General features: G+C 48.7%; 10 protein-coding genes. 9 read left to right on the top strand and 1 reads right to left on the bottom strand.

Annotated features, from left to right (window positions below):
- Positions 1-243: 243 nt before the first annotated feature.
- From DWX26_RS07495 to pulA, 8 genes are all read left to right on the top strand, one after another.
- Positions 244-639 (top strand): hypothetical protein, encoded by a 396-nt coding sequence (locus DWX26_RS07495; RefSeq protein ID WP_117761309.1) that lies wholly within the window; start codon positions 244-246, stop codon positions 637-639.
- 198 nt (positions 640-837) lie between these two features.
- Complete coding sequence (locus tag DWX26_RS17375; protein WP_117761307.1) at positions 838-2,361, top strand: response regulator; 1,524 nt, start codon at positions 838-840, stop codon at positions 2,359-2,361.
- Position 2,362: 1 nt separating this feature from the next.
- Positions 2,363-4,093: a sensor histidine kinase gene (locus DWX26_RS07485; protein ID WP_158568552.1), complete on the top strand. Its 1,731-nt coding sequence runs from the start codon at positions 2,363-2,365 to the stop codon at positions 4,091-4,093.
- On the top strand, positions 4,090-5,835 hold the full coding sequence (locus DWX26_RS07480; protein ID WP_117761303.1) for an extracellular solute-binding protein: 1,746 nt from the start codon (positions 4,090-4,092) through the stop codon (positions 5,833-5,835). Before DWX26_RS07485 ends, DWX26_RS07480 begins: the two co-directional genes overlap by 4 nt.
- 277 nt (positions 5,836-6,112) lie before the next feature.
- Positions 6,113-7,426 carry an extracellular solute-binding protein gene (locus DWX26_RS07470; protein WP_117510163.1) on the top strand — a complete coding sequence of 438 codons (1,314 nt, stop codon included), beginning with the start codon at positions 6,113-6,115 and terminating at the stop codon, positions 7,424-7,426.
- A gap of 101 nt (positions 7,427-7,527) precedes the next feature.
- Positions 7,528-8,901: a carbohydrate ABC transporter permease gene (locus DWX26_RS07465; protein WP_117761299.1), complete on the top strand. Its 1,374-nt coding sequence runs from the start codon at positions 7,528-7,530 to the stop codon at positions 8,899-8,901.
- Positions 8,901-9,779 carry a sugar ABC transporter permease gene (locus tag DWX26_RS07460; RefSeq protein ID WP_227094136.1) on the top strand — a complete coding sequence of 293 codons (879 nt, stop codon included), beginning with the start codon at positions 8,901-8,903 and terminating at the stop codon, positions 9,777-9,779. Before DWX26_RS07465 ends, DWX26_RS07460 begins: the two co-directional genes overlap by 1 nt.
- A 589-nt stretch (positions 9,780-10,368) precedes the next feature.
- Positions 10,369-14,334, top strand: coding sequence for a type I pullulanase (gene pulA / locus DWX26_RS07455; protein ID WP_118601171.1), 3,966 nt, complete (start codon positions 10,369-10,371; stop codon positions 14,332-14,334).
- A 221-nt stretch (positions 14,335-14,555) separates the two neighbouring features.
- Here pulA and DWX26_RS07450 read toward each other — a convergent pair whose 3' ends face one another.
- The gene (locus tag DWX26_RS07450) at positions 14,556-14,936 is read right to left on the bottom strand and encodes a 4Fe-4S binding protein (RefSeq protein ID WP_022463049.1); all 381 of its coding nucleotides are present in this window, start codon (positions 14,934-14,936) and stop codon (positions 14,556-14,558) included.
- A 314-nt stretch (positions 14,937-15,250) separates the two neighbouring features.
- Between DWX26_RS07450 and DWX26_RS07440 the strand changes: the two genes are divergently transcribed.
- On the top strand, positions 15,251-16,090 hold the full coding sequence (locus DWX26_RS07440) for a C39 family peptidase (RefSeq protein WP_118595557.1): 840 nt from the start codon (positions 15,251-15,253) through the stop codon (positions 16,088-16,090).
- Positions 16,091-16,116: the final 26 nt, after the last annotated feature.

Raw genomic sequence — 16,116 nt, 5'->3', positions numbered from 1 at the left:
TAACTGGGAGAAAGGAAAAATCCAATTACCATCTAAGATAATTGGATTATACGAGGTATTATGAATATTGAAAATCGTAATATTCGTTTTACTTCAACGGTAATTTGCAGGATCTTTTTGGGGATTTGCTGTTGTTTTTTAGCTGCATGTTCCTCACAGAGTTCCCAAAATAACAGCAACATCTTTCTGTATGCCGTTGATTTCAGCCATTCCACCCTGTCGCCCGGGAATGTGAAATTTGATATGTCTATGGAAGATGTTTTGCAGAAGACGCAGCTTTCGGAAGATGATGTTGATACCACGTTAGGAGAAGCGTATCCGCGAATCATTCATTCGATCAGCATTTCCAGTCTGTCGGATGATATTCAGGAAATCTTTTCTTTTCAGAATGATCAACTGGTATCTGTGGAATATGCCATAACGGTTCCGGAATCTGAATTTCAAACGGTACTGCAGACGCTGGCTCATCAGGCGGCAGAATTACTTGAAGATTTGCTGGTGGGAGAGAATCAGATTCTTGAGGGAAAGACGACAAGGTGGGAAGATGAGCAGAAAAACAGTCTGATCCTGTCTTTCCCGGACACGGATACATCGGAAGAGCGCGTTATTTTTCTGGGCTTATACAGGACGAAGGCCTGATTCGGGACAGGATGAGTGGTGTCCTGAAATCATGTAATAGAAAAACCAGAGTCGGATGAGAATGTTTTCACCGGCTCTGGTTTTGCGTTTCCGGTAACGGTTTTGAGCGGTAAATGCTATGCAATTCTGCCGCGGGAATGGTATAATAAAACCAGTATGCGCCGCTTTAGGCAGGCTGCTTAGAAAGAGGATCGATGCATGTACACATATCTGATTGTAGATGATGAAATGATAGAGCGAAAGGGCATTCGGATGCTGCTTTCGCGGATGAATATCCGGGAGAATATTCTGGAGGCCTCCAATGGAGAGGAAGCGCTGGAGGTGTTTGAAAAAGAGAAAATTGACGTGCTTTTGACCGACATCAATATGCCGTTCATGGATGGAATTGAGCTTCTTTCCCGGATTCATGAGGAGTATCCGGGGACGGAAACTGTGATTTTCAGTGGGTATGATGAGTTTTCCTACGCAAAAAAGGCGATTTCCTATGGGGTTTCCGCCTATATTTTAAAACCGGTCAACCCGGAAGAATTTGAAAAGGTGGTTGGTGAAATCAACGAAAAGCTTGCAAAGAGTGAGCGTGAGGAAAAACGGAAGGACGAAAGTATGGAGTTTCTGCGGGAACATTTGCTGTATCTGATGGTCAATGGGCAGAGCCGCAACGCAATGCAGGAGAAAACACAGACGCTTCTCGATATGAGCTTTGTCCGGGATTTTTGCCGTATGGTACTGCTGGAGTGTGCCAACAACTATTTTGAACAGGTAAACAGCGAACAGATTGAAAAGATGCAGAGCGATTTGCAGATGCCGTTTCACTATCTGAACCTGAACCCACAGCAGTCCATCCTGTTTTTTAGCGAGGAGCCGGATGGCGGCTGGGAAGCGTTCGGACGGAAGCTGTACCATTATATTCGTGAAATGTGGGACCAGGAATGCTTTCTGGCCGTGTCGGGCGAGATCACGCCGGACGGTGAGCTTTACGATGCATTTGCACAGACGGAGCAGCTCATGGAGCGGCGCTTTTATCACACGGGAAACCATGTTTTTCTTCCTTTTCAGGAGGAGCAGTCCGAGGTGCTGGTGCAGATTGATGCTGAAATCCTGATCCGCCAGATCCAGCAGGACATTCGCATGAAGGATCTGGAGAGCCTGCGTGAACACTTTGACCAGTTCTGCGAGAAGTATGAACATCAGACGATTTTCTCCCAGATTTACATTAAGTTTATGTTTTCCAATCTGCTGAAAGAGATTTACGACAATCTCGAGAGAAAAGATGAGCGAGAGCTGGACCGTGAGATCGACGCCCTGTATCACAGCAGCAACATGGCCGGTGTGATTCAAGCGGTCCGTATGGGTATTGACCGGCTCGAAACGGTCTTCCGCGCAGACGGCGGTGTTGCGAAACGCAGAGAAGTCGAGCAGATTAAACAGTATATCCGTGAGAACTATTCTGACAGTGGCATGGGTGTTGACCAGCTTGCGCGCGAGGTTGGCATGACACCGAATTATCTGAGCAGCATTTTCAAGAAAAATACAGGAGAAAACCTGAGCCGCTACTTAAAAGGTTTCCGTATGGAGCGCGCACGGGAAATGCTCGAAAATACAAACGAAAAAATCGGCGTAATCTGTGAAAAGTGCGGTTTTGTGAATGTGTCCTATTTCTGTCAGAGCTTCCGCGAATATTTTGGAATCAGCCCGCAGAAATACCGGGATCAGGGGGAGTAAGATGACATCATTTGCCGCTAGAATAAAAAAAGCATTTTCAGATATGAAGGTACACCGGAAGCTTATCGTGGCTTACGTTCTCACAGGACTTTTCCCAATGTGCCTGATGTTCACACTGTTTTACACCCAGATGCGTCGTGTACTTGTCGAGCGTGAGATCAAAAATCTGCAAACCACCTTTGATCAGGCAGTGGACGATGTGAATACGGAGCTTGCGCTGCACCAGAGTATGTCGGACTATCTGGCATTCGACCAGACAATTGTTCAGATTGTAAAGGCAGAAGACAAAAACAGCTTCGAAGCATACGAGCGCATGGTGAAAGAGTTTGATCCGATGATGGATTCCTTAAGTTATTTTTACCCGGAAATCCGACAGTCTACGGTCTATGTGCGTGATTTCGTCATTCCGCACGGCACGTATCTGCGTCCGGCGCGGGAAATGGAAAATGATGAATGGACAGCACCGGCAGACAATGATGTTCACTGGTATGCTGATATGGATCAGGGAACGGTGACGCTGGTGCGGTCTATGCCGCTGATTGATGACGGAAAAGGCGGTTTTTTATACATTTCCATGGACTACAGTAAGATTTTTGGCTCCATGGAGCTTACAGTTAATGAGGATTACGGTGTTTTCGTCTACAATGAGGACAAAGAAGTGCTGTATGAAAATCAGAAGATGACCAGGAATGCAAAATACCAGATGGAATTTTCAGACTTTCAGAAGATACAAAAAAAAGAGAAGCAGAATACAGCGAACTACATTCTCCTGGAAAAGGAGATTGAGCAGAATGGATGGCATGCCGCGTGCTATCTGCCGAAAAAAGGCATCATCAGTCCGATGCAGCCGATTCTTCTGATGGTTCTTCTGATGTGGGCAGGCTGCGTTATTTTCTCTGCGGTCGTGATTATGAAATTCTCCGGAAACATGGCGCACCGCCTTGAAAAGATAAAAATGACAATGTCCGAGGTAGAAGAAGGAAATCTGGAAGTGGAACTGGTTTCTACAGAAAGGGATGAAATCGGTGATCTGACGCGTGGCTTTAATCAGATGCTGTCACGCATCCGTCAGCTGATTCAGGAAGTCTATGAGAGCCGCATCCGCCAGAAACAGTATGAGATGACGGCGCTCCGCGCACAGATTAACCCGCATTTTCTGTATAATTCCCTGTCGCTGATCAACTGGAAAGCGCTGGAAATCGGTTCGGATGATATCAGCAAGGCGACGCTGGCGCTTTCGCGGTACTACAGGACTTCCCTGAACAAAGGCAAAAATACGATGTCCATCCGCGAGGAGATCGACAATGTGCGTTCGTATCTGCAAATTCAGGAAATGTTTCATGACTACAGCTTTACGGTTAAAATGGATGTAGCGGAGGATATTCTGGATTACCGTACATTGAACCTGATTCTGCAGCCGCTTGCCGAAAATGCGATTGCGCATGGAATTGACCGGCGGCGCGGCAGTGAGCCCGGCGTGATCACAATCAGCGGACGGCGTGACGGAAATTGTGTGGTACTTTCCGTGGCAGATAATGGTGTTGGTATGGAACAGGAGAAAGCACAGACAATTTTGACGGAGAAGAGCAGCGGCTACGGTGTGCGGAATGTCAATTCCCGGATTCAGCTCGAATACGGAGAAGCGTATGGTCTTTCGATTGAGAGTGAGCCGGGAAAGGGAACAAAAGTGACGGTGCGGATTCCGGGCGTGGAAAGGGAGGTACAGGCATGATGCAAAAAAAACTTGCGGCAGGCCTTGCTGTACTGCTGGCAGCGGGAATGGCGCTGAGCAGCTGTGGAGAAAGTGGCGCAGCAGGAAATGATTCTGTTTCCGATGCTGCCGGAAATGAGGCTGCGGCTCTTACGGAAGCGAAAACAACGCCGTACGGACGTTACCCGGAAACCATCACGTACACGCTGGCAAAAATGACGGGTGTGAATAATTCCAATCTCCCGGAGGGAGAAACCTATGAGGACAATGCCTATACACGCCTGATCCGCGAAATCATTAATGTACAGAACGAGGATGTTTATGAAAACTACGGTGATACCTATAACGTTGGCATTTCTACCATGATTGCAACAGGAAACATTGCCGATATCATGGTTGTGGATCAAAAAACGATGAATGCCATGCAGAAAAACGATCAGCTTGCCGATCTTACAGAGGTTTATGCAAATTGTGCCAGCGACCGTATCAAGGATATTTATGCAAGCTACGGTGAGGAGATTCTGCAGGGCTGTACCTTTGACGGAAAGCTGATGGCATTCCCGGAAACCAACATTTCGGACGGTCCGAATCTTCTATGGGTGCGGAAGGACTGGATGGAAAAACTGGGACTTTCCGTACCGGAAACGATCGATGATGTGAAACATATTGCGTTGACGTTTGCAGAGGAGAATCCGGCAAACCAGGAGATGGGTAACATCGGTCTTGCAGTCAGCACAACTCTGTACGGCGGCACGGGCATTTCTTCGGAATACGGCATGAATCTTATTTTTGCCTCATTTGGTGCATATCCGGGAAGATGGCTGACGGATGCGGAAGGAATGCCGGTTTATGGTTCCGTTCAGCCCAATGTAAAAGACGCACTTGGCATGCTGGCCGACTGGTACCAGGAGGGCGTCCTTGACCGGGACTTTTTGATCCGCACACAGGATGACATTGCCGAGCTCATTGCCCAGGGACGCTGCGGCATTTTCTTCGCACCGTGGTGGGCACCGAACAACCCGCTCTGGCGCTGTCATGAGACGGATCCGGAGGCCGACTGGCAGCCGTTTCTGATTCGGACCGGGAAGGATGGAAGTGTGCGATACTGCAACGAAAAGCTGACCGGAAATTATGTGGTAGTGCGAAAAGGGTATGAATATCCGGAGATTGTGCCGAAGATTCTGTCGGTGATGTTTGATTATATGCGCTATTCCTACGATGATCCAAGGGGAGAATTTCAGCAATATTATACGGGAAATATCGATCCGACGGCACGCCCCTTAGCAATCAATCTCGACTATAATCAGGCACTGACGATCTGTTACGAAAATCTGCAGGCGGCACTGAACGGGGAAAAATCGGAGGATGAGCTGGAGATTTTGGAAAGATCGTTCGAAAAGGTATGCCGCGCCTATCTGGAGAACCCGAAAACAGCGAGTGCGGAGGAGTGGAGCGCGTATTTATCCCGTATCACAGCCTGCTCGCTTTTAAGCGACGAAAAGATTCAAAGAGTGAATACGATTTATCCGACCCGGACGAAGACCACAGAAACATATCGTTACACCTTAAAAGAACTGGAATCGGAGACCTTTTTAAAAATTATCCGGGGCGAGTCTGAGCTTTCTTCTTTTGACGACTTTGTAAAAGAGTGGCAGGAGGAAGGCGGAAATGAGATCATTCAGGAGATGATTCAGGAAAGGAAAAGCCTGAGTTCACAGGAAAATCAGAAGACAGAAGAAAAAGCCGAGCAGAAGGCGGAATAAAAAACAGAAGAGGAGGCAGGACGCACCGGAAAAACGGTGCGCGGCCTCTTTTTTTGTTGCGGAAAAGAATTCTGCAGATTGCGGAAATGATTTTCCGGATACGCTCCGGTGTAGAAATGTAACGTAGAAATCCAACATAGATCATAGATTCTTGATATTTCAGAAAAATCCGCCAACTGCTATAATAAAATCAATAAGAACGAGAGATACCAAGCAGCAAATGCGATATGACAGCAGACGTTCCAGAAAGAAAAATCATATAAGGAGGATTTTCAATATGAAAAAGAAAGTAGTATCTATTATGATGACCGCAGCACTTGCAGTTGGCATGCTGGCAGGATGCGGAAACAGCGACAGCGGTTCTTCAAATGCCGCTTCCGGAAACGATTCCAAGAGCACATCCGAGGCAGGAAGCACAAGCGCATCTGCTTCCAACGCAGCAGAGGAAGAGGAAATTACCACAACCCTTACCGTATGGTCTCCATCAGAGGATCAGGCAAGCGACAGCGGTGAGTGGCTGCAGACCATGTGCAATCAGTTTGCAGAGGAGCATCCATCCTGGCACATTACCTTTGATTACGGTGTATGCGCAGAGAGCGATGCAAAAGATACCGTAACACAGGACGTTGAAGGAGCAGCAGATGTTTACATGTTTGCAAACGACAACCTGACATCCCTGATCGCTGCAAACGGAATTTCAAAACTCGGCGGACAGACAGTTGAGGAGGTAAAAGAGAACAACTCTCAGGCAATTGTAGATTCCGTATCCGTTGACGGCGATATCTACGGTGTACCATTCACCACAAACACCTGGTTTATGTACTATGATAAATCTGCATTCACTGAGGATGAAGTGAAAAACCTGGATACCATGATCGCAAAAGACAAGATTTCCTTCCCGATTACAAACTCCTGGTACATTGCTTCCTTCTACGTAGCAAACGGCTGTACGCTGTTCGGTGAGGACGGAACAGACGAGGCAGCAGGCGTTGACTTCGAAGGCGATAAAGCAAAAGCAGTGACCGATTACCTGGTTGACCTGGTAAACAATCCGAACTTCGTATCTGATGCAGACGGATCCGGTCTTTCCGGTCTGCGTGACGGTTCTGTAAAAGCAATGTTCTCCGGTTCCTGGGATGCATCCGCAGTTAAAGAGGCACTCGGTGATAATTACGGTGTTGTACAGCTTCCGACCATCACCATCAACGGCGAGGAGAAACAGATGAAATCCTTCTCCGGTTCTAAAGCAATCGGTGTGAATCCGAACTGTGAATATCCGCAGGTTGCAGTTGCTCTTGCAAGATATCTCGGAAGCGCAGATGCTCAGAAAGCACACTATGAAATGAGAAACGTAGTTCCGTGTAACGAAGAGCTGCTTTCCCAGATCACAGACGATGCACTGGTAACTGCTCAGAACGATACCTTCAACAATACTTCTATCATCCAGCCGTTCGTTAAGAATATGAGCAACTACTGGACTCCGGCAGAGAATTTTGGTAAATCTCTGGTCAACGGTGAAGTTACCCATGATAACGCTGCAGAAATGACAGAGAAACTGAACACAAGCATGAATACTTCTGCAGTCGAGTAAGCAAGACAGGCACTGAAGTGTTCGGAAATCAACAGGATTGAAACCACAGGCATTGTCAGACACCAGGATTGACAATGCCTGTCTTTCGGAAAGGATAGATTATGGCATCATTGAAAAAACGCGCCAAAGAGTTTGAGACTCCCTATCCGGTGACAAAAGCCATCACAAAGGGCGATGCGGTCACGAAACTTTCCATGTTTGTCATGGGACTGGGAAATCTGGCTCACAAACAGATCGTAAAGGGTATTTTATTTCTGGCAGTAGAAATTGCGTATCTCCTGTTTATGATCGAAGGCGGTATCAACAATCTCTATCATCTCATCACCCTGGGCGGCCGTGCGCAGGAAGAGGTGTGGAACGAGGCCAAGGGTATTTATGAATATACCGGCGGCGATATGACAATTCTGTTCCTGCTCTACGGAGTAGCAACGATTTTTATTACGGTTCTCTTCTTTATGATCTGGCGTGTCAATATGAAGAGCGCTTATGAGGTAGAGTGTCGTGCAAAGGAAGGGAAACATATCAACACCATCAAAGAGGATCTGGAAGCACTCGTTGACAAGAGACTGCACTGGACCCTGCTGACACTTCCGATTCTCGGTATTGTGATTTTCACAATCCTTCCACTGGTCTTTATGATCTGTATGGCTTTCACCAGCTACAGTAAAGTCGGCGACCATCTGACGATTTTTCACTGGGTTGGACTGAAAAATTTCAGTACGGTTCTTGGCATGGGCAACTCGATCGGCAAGACATTCTGGTCTGTTCTTGGATGGACCCTGATCTGGGCTGTGCTCGCTACCTTCCTGAACTATATTCTTGGTATGATTCTTGCGATTGTCATCAATCGTAAAACAACCCGCATCAAGGGATTCTGGAGATTCTGTTTTATGCTCTCCGCTGCAATTCCGCAGTTCGTTTCTCTTCTTCTGATGCGTACGATGTTAAAGGACAACGGCCTGATCAACAACCTCTTGGTTCAGGCCGGTCTGATCAGCAGTCCGCTTCCGTTCCTGACAAATGCGACCTGGGCGAGAGCAACGGTTGTTATCATCAACCTCTGGGTTGGTATTCCGTTTACCATGATGCAGGTTACCGGTATCTTACAGAACATTCCGGGTGAGCTTTACGAGGCAGCCCGTGTTGATGGCGCAGGTCCTGTGACAATTTTCTTTAAGATTACGCTGCCGTATATGCTGTTTGTCACGACTCCGTATCTGATTACGACGTTTACGGGTAATATCAACAACTTCAACGTTATTTATCTGCTGACTGCAGGAGCACCGGTTCCGGTCGGAGCAACCGCCGGAAAGACGGACCTTCTGGTTACCTGGCTGTACAAGCTGACGGTTGACTTACAGTACTTTAACGTTGGTGCGGTTGTCGGTATTCTTACCTTTGTCATTCTGGCTGTGGTTTCACTGATCACGTACCGGAATACTGGTTCTTACAAGAACGAGGAGGGATTCCAATAATGAATAACAAAGAGAAAAAAACACACTCCATGAAAGCGCGTGGAATGATTTCCGATGTGATTGTACATGTGGTTCTGGCACTGCTTGCGATTGTGTGGGTGATTCCGGTTCTGTGGATTGCACTCTTAAGCTTCAGTACACAGAAGGGATCTTATGTTACCAGCTTTTTCCCAAAGGGATATACGCTTCATAACTATGTGCGTCTGTTTACAGATACGCAGGTGTTAGACTTTCCGCAGATGTTTAAGAACACATTTATCATTGCGGTGTTCAGTTGTCTGATTTCTACAATATTTGTGCTTTCGGTTTCTTACTGCATGTCGAGAATGCGGTTTAAAATCCGTAAGACTTACATGAACATCGCGATGATCTTAGGTCTGTTCCCGGCATTTATGTCGATGGTTGCTGTCTACTATATTTTAAAGGCAGTTGGCCTTTCGGAGGGATCGATGATCCGTGTGGCATTGATTCTGGTGTACTCGGGCGGTTCCGGAGCGGGATTCCTGCTTGCAAAGGGATTTTTTGATACGGTTCCGAAGGCACTGGATGAGGCGGCTTATCTGGATGGAGCAACGAGATTCCAGGTATTTACGAAGGTGACAATTCCACTGAGTAAGCCGATTATTGTGTACACGACTTTGAGTGCATTTCTGGGACCGTGGCTGGACTTTATTTTCGCAAAGGTTATCTGCAGGGCGAATGCGAAGTATTATACGGTTGCACTGGGTCTGTGGAAGATGCTGGAGAAGGAGTATATCGACAGCTGGTATACTTGCTTTGCGGCGGGAGCGGTTTGCATTTCGGTGCCGATTGCGATTTTGTTTGTTGTAATGCAGAGATATTATACAGATGGGCTTTCAGGAGCCGTCAAAGGATGATTTGTGGAGCAGCCGATGAGGGGTCGGCTGCTCTATTTGTGTGGGGGGGAGGGACGGATCTGGCTCCGGCGCCGTGGCACCTGCCGCACAGACGGGCGCGGTGGCATCGGCGGGCGGATGATGACGTGTGGGAGGCGGTGGATTGAGGAACCGAGGCTATTCGACAGGAAATCTGATGATTTCCCGTCTCAGAGCCTCTTGACTTCCGGCCTGGATGGCCGTCCGTCATCCTCAATCCACCGCCTCCCACGTGTGCATCATCCGCATGCCGCCGATGCCAATGCGCCTGTCTGCGCGGCAGGTGCCACGACGCCGGAGCCAGATCCTGGGGTTGGAGGACGGGAGGAGTGGTCTGGATCTGCCCGGAGGGCAGATCGGCGTGAGATTGTTGTATGTGGAAGGGGAGAGTGTGTTGGAGGACGGGGAGAGGGGCTGGATTCGCCTGGAGGGCGAATCGGCGTGAGTTTGTTGACTGGTGCAAAGTTTGGAGATAGAATGAAAAAAATATTTTCGGAGTTTTTTGTGCTTGATTTTATGAGAACAGAAAAGTTTCGGGAAGATATTGTGTGAAATTTGGAGGTTTTTGGGTATGGATAGGATTCGACTGAATGCTTCGGAGTGGATGGATTTCCGGAGTGGAGAAAAGAAGTGTTTTTTGCTGACAAACGGACTGGGAGGTTATTGTTCGCTGACGGTGATGGGGAATGCGGCGAGGAATGATCAGGCGCTGTTAATGGGAGCATTGAAGGCGCCTACGGTGCGGGAGCATCTGATTTCGAATGTCTGGGAGACGTTGGAGGTGGATGGTGAGGAGACGGAGCTGTTTTCACAGGAGTTTGTGAATCGGACGCAGAATGTGGAGGGGTTTCGGTTTCTGGAAGGATTTGAGATGGGGAGTCTGCCGGTATGGTTTTACCGGGTGAAGGGGGTTGAGATTGAGAAGACGATTGGGATGGTTCAGGGGGAGAATACGGTTCTTGTCCGGTATCGGGTGAGAAGTGGGAAGAAGGGGAGTTTTTCGGTTCGGCCGGTGATGCGGTTTGCGGCGAAGGGAGAGCAGCTGCAGGAGGGGCAGAATTTTGCGGTGGACCGGAAGTGCATTGCGAGTAATGGTGTGATTCTTTCTTATGGAACGAATGGGGAGCTTCAGATGGAGAAGGAGAGGATCTGGAGGGATTTGTTTTTTGAGCAGGATGCGCGGGATGGAAGAGATGGCATCGGAAGTGCTGTCGTGAATCATCGGATTCGGTTTGAGATGACGGGAGACGGCAGGGAGCAGGTCTTTTTTGTTGTGTATAGTCTCGCGGATGATGTGGATAAGTGGGATGAGGAAAGGATTGCGCTGTGGATAGAAGAGGAAGAGAAGCGGCAGGAGGCGATTGCGGAAAAGTCCGGGATTTCTGATCCGGTGGGAAAGCGGCTGGCGGTGAGTGCGAGTCAGTATATTACGGAACGTGCATCGACAGGTGGGAAGAGTATTATGGCTGGTTTTCCTTATTTTGCGGACTGGGGGCGGGATACGATGATTTCGCTGCCGGGGTGCACGCTGGCAATTGGGGAATATGAAGAGTGCAAGAGCATTCTTCGAACCTTTATGGCATATACAAAAGAAGGACTGATGCCGAACCTGTTTCCGGAGGGGGATGCGCTTCCGATGTATAATACGGTGGATGCGGCCCTTTTGTTTTTGGATGTGGTGTATGAGTATTACCTTGAAACAGGAGATCTGGAGTTTGTGTGCGAGGCGTTTCCGGTGATGGAGGATATTGTGTTCTGGTATCAGAAGGGAACGGATTTCCATATTAAAATGGACAGTGACGGGCTGATTATGGCCGGGGGCGGTCTGGAACAGGTGACGTGGATGGATGTGCGGATTGACAAGGAGCTGCCGACACCGCGTCACGGGAAGCCGGTGGAGATTAATGCGTACTGGTATAATGGTCTGAGGATTCTGGAAGAGCTGGCGCCGTTTGTCGGAAAGGATGGATCGGCGTATGGGAAGCTTGCGGAGCAGGTGAAGAAGAGTTTCCTCGAAAAGTTCTGGATGGAAGAGGAAGGATATCTGAAGGATGTGCTGAACGGCACGTATGAAGAGAAGCAGTTTCGATGCAATCAGGTCTTTGTGCTGGCGCTTCCGTTTCAGATGATGAGTCAGAAGCAGGGGCAGCGGATCTTACAGGCGGTTAAAGAAAAGCTGTATACGACAGCAGGACTGCGGTCATTGGAGATGGAGGATCCGGCATTTCATCCATGGATCGGCGGAAGCCAGCCGGAGCGTGACAGGGCATATCATCAGGGGACAGTCTGGGGATTTCCGCTTGGGGCGTATTTCCGTGCGGTGCTGAACTATTTCCCGAAGGAGGGAAAACAGGAAGTGCGCCGCGGACTGGACCGTCTTGCGAGCTGGATGCAGGAAGGATGCCTGTTTCATCTGGCGGAGATTTATGATGGTGCGGCGCCGGTGATGTCGAAGGGCTGCTATGCGCAGGCGTGGAGTGTCGGAGAGATTCTGCGGGTTTACAAAGAAATGGAGGGAAAGAAGATGAATGCGGTGGTGAAAAGAACGCCGGCGGAGTGGAAAAGCTTTTTTGAATCGGAAGAATTTGTGGAAAACTTTACGTATGAAGGGGATGACCTCGGTGTCTCGGTGAAGAAGAGCAGGGAATGTGATGGAAACTGGCAGATGCCGAAAAAGGATGAGCAGTTTGTGACAGAGTGGAAGCTCTGGGCGCCGACAGCAATGGAGGTTTCGCTGGAGCTGTTTTCACGTGGCAGCAGCCGGGAGTACGGGGACCGAAAAATAGCCTCGATTGCGATGACGCGCGGCGAAAAGGGTGTCTGGAGTTGTGCATTGCAGGGAGCGCGGTATGGAACGTATTATACGTATCACATTCTGCACTCAGATGGCGTTTTTGATACGGTCGATCCGTACGGCGTGGCTTCCGGTGTTGATTCGGAGCGGAGTATGGTAGTAAATCTTGCAGAGACGGACCCGGTGGGCTGGGAGCAGGATAAAAGACCGGAAATCCGGCCGGAGGACCGCTGTGTGTATGAGCTTCATGTGAAGGATTTTTCAAGCGATCCGAATTCCGGTGTTTCGGATAAGCACCGTGGAAAGTTTCTGGCATTTACGGAAGAAGGCACAACACTGAATGGAGACGGAATTCATGCGACAGGGCTCGATTATCTGAAGTCGCTTGGCATTTCTCATGTGCATCTGCTTCCTGTTTTCGATTTCGGAAGTGTGCCGGAAGACGATGCGGAAGCGTTCAACTGGGGCTACGACCCGGTGCAGTACAATGTGCCGGAGGGATCCTATGCAACCGATCCTTTCCACGGAGAGGTACGTATCCGGGAAATGAAGGAAATGGTTCAGGCACTGCATAAAGCCGGCATCGGCGTGATTATGGATGTGGTATACAATCATACGTATAATCTCGATTCGCCGCTTCAGAAAACAGTTCCTTATTATTATTACCGTGAATGGGAGGACGGCACGATTTCCAATGGCTCCGACTGTGGAAACGAGACGGCAAGTGAGCGGGAGATGTTCCGCCGCTTTATGGTTCACTCGGTTTGTTACTGGGCGAAGGAATATCATATCGACGGTTTCCGCTTCGATCTGATGGCACTGCATGACACGGAGACCATGAATGCGATCCGCACAGCTCTGAACCGGATGCCGCGCGGCGAGGAGATTCTGGTTTACGGTGAACCGTGGAAAGCAGCGGCAAGCGCAATGCAGGAGGGATATTTCCCTTCGGATAAACAGAATATCGGAAAGCTGATGGATGGCATTTCCATGTTCTGTGACGATACGAGAGATTCCATCAAGGGAAGTGTTTTCATTGCCGCAGAGGGAGGCTATGTCAATGGAAAAGAGCGTCTTTCAGCAGGAATACTTTCCGCGACAGACGGCTGGCTGGACGGAAAAGGAGCCTATGAGCCGCGCAATGCGAGCCAGCTGATTCCGTATGTGTCGGCACATGATAATTATACACTGTGGGATAAATTAAAACTGTCCGATCCGAAGCGGAAGGAGGATGCGGAGCCGGATTTTGACAAGATGGATGAGCGGACGCTTTCGATGAACCGTCTGGCGGCGGGCATTGTGATGACCTGCAAGGGAATGCCGTTTTTCCAGGCGGGTGAGGAATTTGCGCGCACGAAGCATGGCGAAGGAAACAGCTTCAAATCGTCGTGGCAGCTCAACAAAATTGACTGGACACGCGCCTTAGAGCAGGAAGAGCTGGTGGACTATTACCGTGGTCTTCTCGCTCTGCGCCGAAAATTTCAGGCATACGGAACGTGCGAGCCGGACTGTAAAAAGACATTTTTCCGTGAAAACCAGATCGCAGGTTACGAACTGGAATACCCGGATGGCCGCGCAGTCTGCGTCTTCTACAATCCATGGGAAAAAGAAGCTTTTCAGAAACTCCCGGAAGGAAACTGGAAACTGCTCTGCGATGGAAAACGCTGTGCAGAGGATGGAGCAGAGATGAAAGAAAGCATGATGCTTCCGGCAAAATCGATGGTTCTGCTGGCGTGGGAGTAAAATTGTAAATTTTGTCCCTTTTTGTCGGAATGCCGTCTGTGGAAACGGGCATCGATCATTCTGCCAGGCAGCGAGCGGGAATCAATTGTTTTTCGTTTAAGATAAAAATGCACTGTGAAATTGTCCGACGACGTTCCACAGTGCATTTTTATGTTTATGTGAGCAATGAGTCAGGATCTGTGCTTACACGAGATCCTGGCGATATCTAAGAGTTCGGATCATTATTCGTCCACAACTTCCAGTACATCCATCGGGCAGGCTTTCGCGCAGATACCGCAGGCGATACATTTGGAAGCCGGATTTCCCTCGGTTTTTACGATCAGGCCAAATGGACAGGCCTTCGCACAGGCTCCGCATCCCGTACATTTTTTCTTGTTGATCATGTAAACGCCCTTCGGGTTCTGGGTAATGGCGCCTTCCGGACAGGCCTCGGCACATTTACCGCACTGCGGACAGGCGATCGGGCGGACAGCCTTTTTCTCTACGATCTGCAGACATGCCTTGTCCGGATCAAATACCTTATAAAATGCCTCAGAACATGCTCCCACACAGGCAAGACAAGCCATACAGGTGCTGCCTTTTTTTACTTTCAGTTTTTTCATTTTGTTTTATCCTCCGCTTAAAGATGTTGTTTTTCCTATTTTACCATTTTTGAACTTTTTTCTCAATGATATTTCCGGAATTTGCCATCTTTTTCCTGCTTGCGGTTTTGCTTCCGTTTCGCATGGCTTTGCACAGATACAAAAAATCTTAAGAAAGCAGACGGAAAAAAAGCAGTTTTTCTTCGGAAAATATACAAAAAGAAAAATCGGAAATTTGTTATGATGAAAAGGAAGAATGTACTCTCAATCATCTCACAAAATCAGGCACAGAAAGATTTTGGGAGTACACCATAAGATCGGGAGGGGGATTTTTCATGATCCGTGAAAACAATACACTGGAATGGCAAGAGATAGCAGAACAAAAAAGAATGACACAAAGAAGGATAATACAAAGAAGAGAAAGAGCACGGAGACGAAAAAGAAAGGTATGGCGGATCCGCGGGCTGCTATTGCTGTTCGGCTGTCTTCTGTTTTTGGGCGGTGTGCGGCGCTTCCGGCAGAATCCGATCCAACGGTATGCGAAAGCAAACGGCATTTCAATGGATCGGTACCCGGAGGAGCTGTTGTCGCTTTACGAGAGAAACAATGAGACGGAGACGTTCGTCGAAGAATATCCGTTGAAAAAAGAGGAGGAGCCGGAGATTGACCTGAGCGACCTGTCATCCGCATCGGAGGTTCCGCTTCTCTTGCAGTGGGATCAGAGATGGGGCTATCACCGATATGCCGGTGAAGTGATGGGATTAAGCGGCTGCGGACCGACAGCACTTTCCATGGTTGCCATTTTCATGACTGGCGATATCACAAAAAATCCGCGCTGGGTCGCCGATTTTGCCTCACAGAACGGCTATGCCGTAGACGGCAGCGGAACCGCCTGGTCTCTGATGCTGGAAGGAGCCCGGCAGATCGGCCTTTCCAGCAAAGAAATCCCTGTGGAACGGGAACGGGTGGAAAACAACCTGCAGGCCGGAAACCCCATCATTGCCCTGATGGGACCCGGGGAGTTTACCAGCAACGGTCATTTTATCGTTCTTACCGGATTGCAGAATGGCAGACTGAAAATCAACGACCCAAACAGCAGAAAAAATTCCGAAAAAACCTGGGATATCGATCAGGTGCTGGAACAGACAAAAGCGGTATGGGTATATTACAAATAATAAAATAGAAGACATACCCATCAAAG

This window comes from Blautia sp. AF19-1, from assembly GCF_003479155.1.
Lineage (GTDB): Bacteria > Bacillota > Clostridia > Lachnospirales > Lachnospiraceae > Fusicatenibacter > Fusicatenibacter saccharivorans.
The sequence above is the reverse complement of the archived record's forward strand: the minus strand, read 5'-3'. Positions and strand labels throughout refer to the sequence as shown.

Excerpts from the sequence above, each read along its gene's own strand:
- DWX26_RS07495 (WP_117761309.1), top strand. The coding sequence starts at position 244 with ATGTCTATGGAAGATGTTTTGCAGAAGACGCAGCTTTCGGAAGATGAT.
- DWX26_RS07450 (WP_022463049.1), bottom strand. The coding sequence starts at position 14,936 with ATGAAAAAACTGAAAGTAAAAAAAGGCAGCACCTGTATGGCTTGTCTT.
- DWX26_RS07465 (WP_117761299.1), top strand. The coding sequence starts at position 7,528 with ATGGCATCATTGAAAAAACGCGCCAAAGAGTTTGAGACTCCCTATCCG.
- pulA (WP_118601171.1), top strand. The coding sequence starts at position 10,369 with ATGGATAGGATTCGACTGAATGCTTCGGAGTGGATGGATTTCCGGAGT.
- DWX26_RS07460 (WP_227094136.1), top strand. The coding sequence starts at position 8,901 with ATGAATAACAAAGAGAAAAAAACACACTCCATGAAAGCGCGTGGAATG.
- DWX26_RS07485 (WP_158568552.1), top strand. The coding sequence starts at position 2,363 with ATGACATCATTTGCCGCTAGAATAAAAAAAGCATTTTCAGATATGAAG.
- DWX26_RS07440 (WP_118595557.1), top strand. The coding sequence starts at position 15,251 with ATGATCCGTGAAAACAATACACTGGAATGGCAAGAGATAGCAGAACAA.
- DWX26_RS07470 (WP_117510163.1), top strand. The coding sequence starts at position 6,113 with ATGAAAAAGAAAGTAGTATCTATTATGATGACCGCAGCACTTGCAGTT.
- DWX26_RS07480 (WP_117761303.1), top strand. The coding sequence starts at position 4,090 with ATGATGCAAAAAAAACTTGCGGCAGGCCTTGCTGTACTGCTGGCAGCG.
- DWX26_RS17375 (WP_117761307.1), top strand. The coding sequence starts at position 838 with ATGTACACATATCTGATTGTAGATGATGAAATGATAGAGCGAAAGGGC.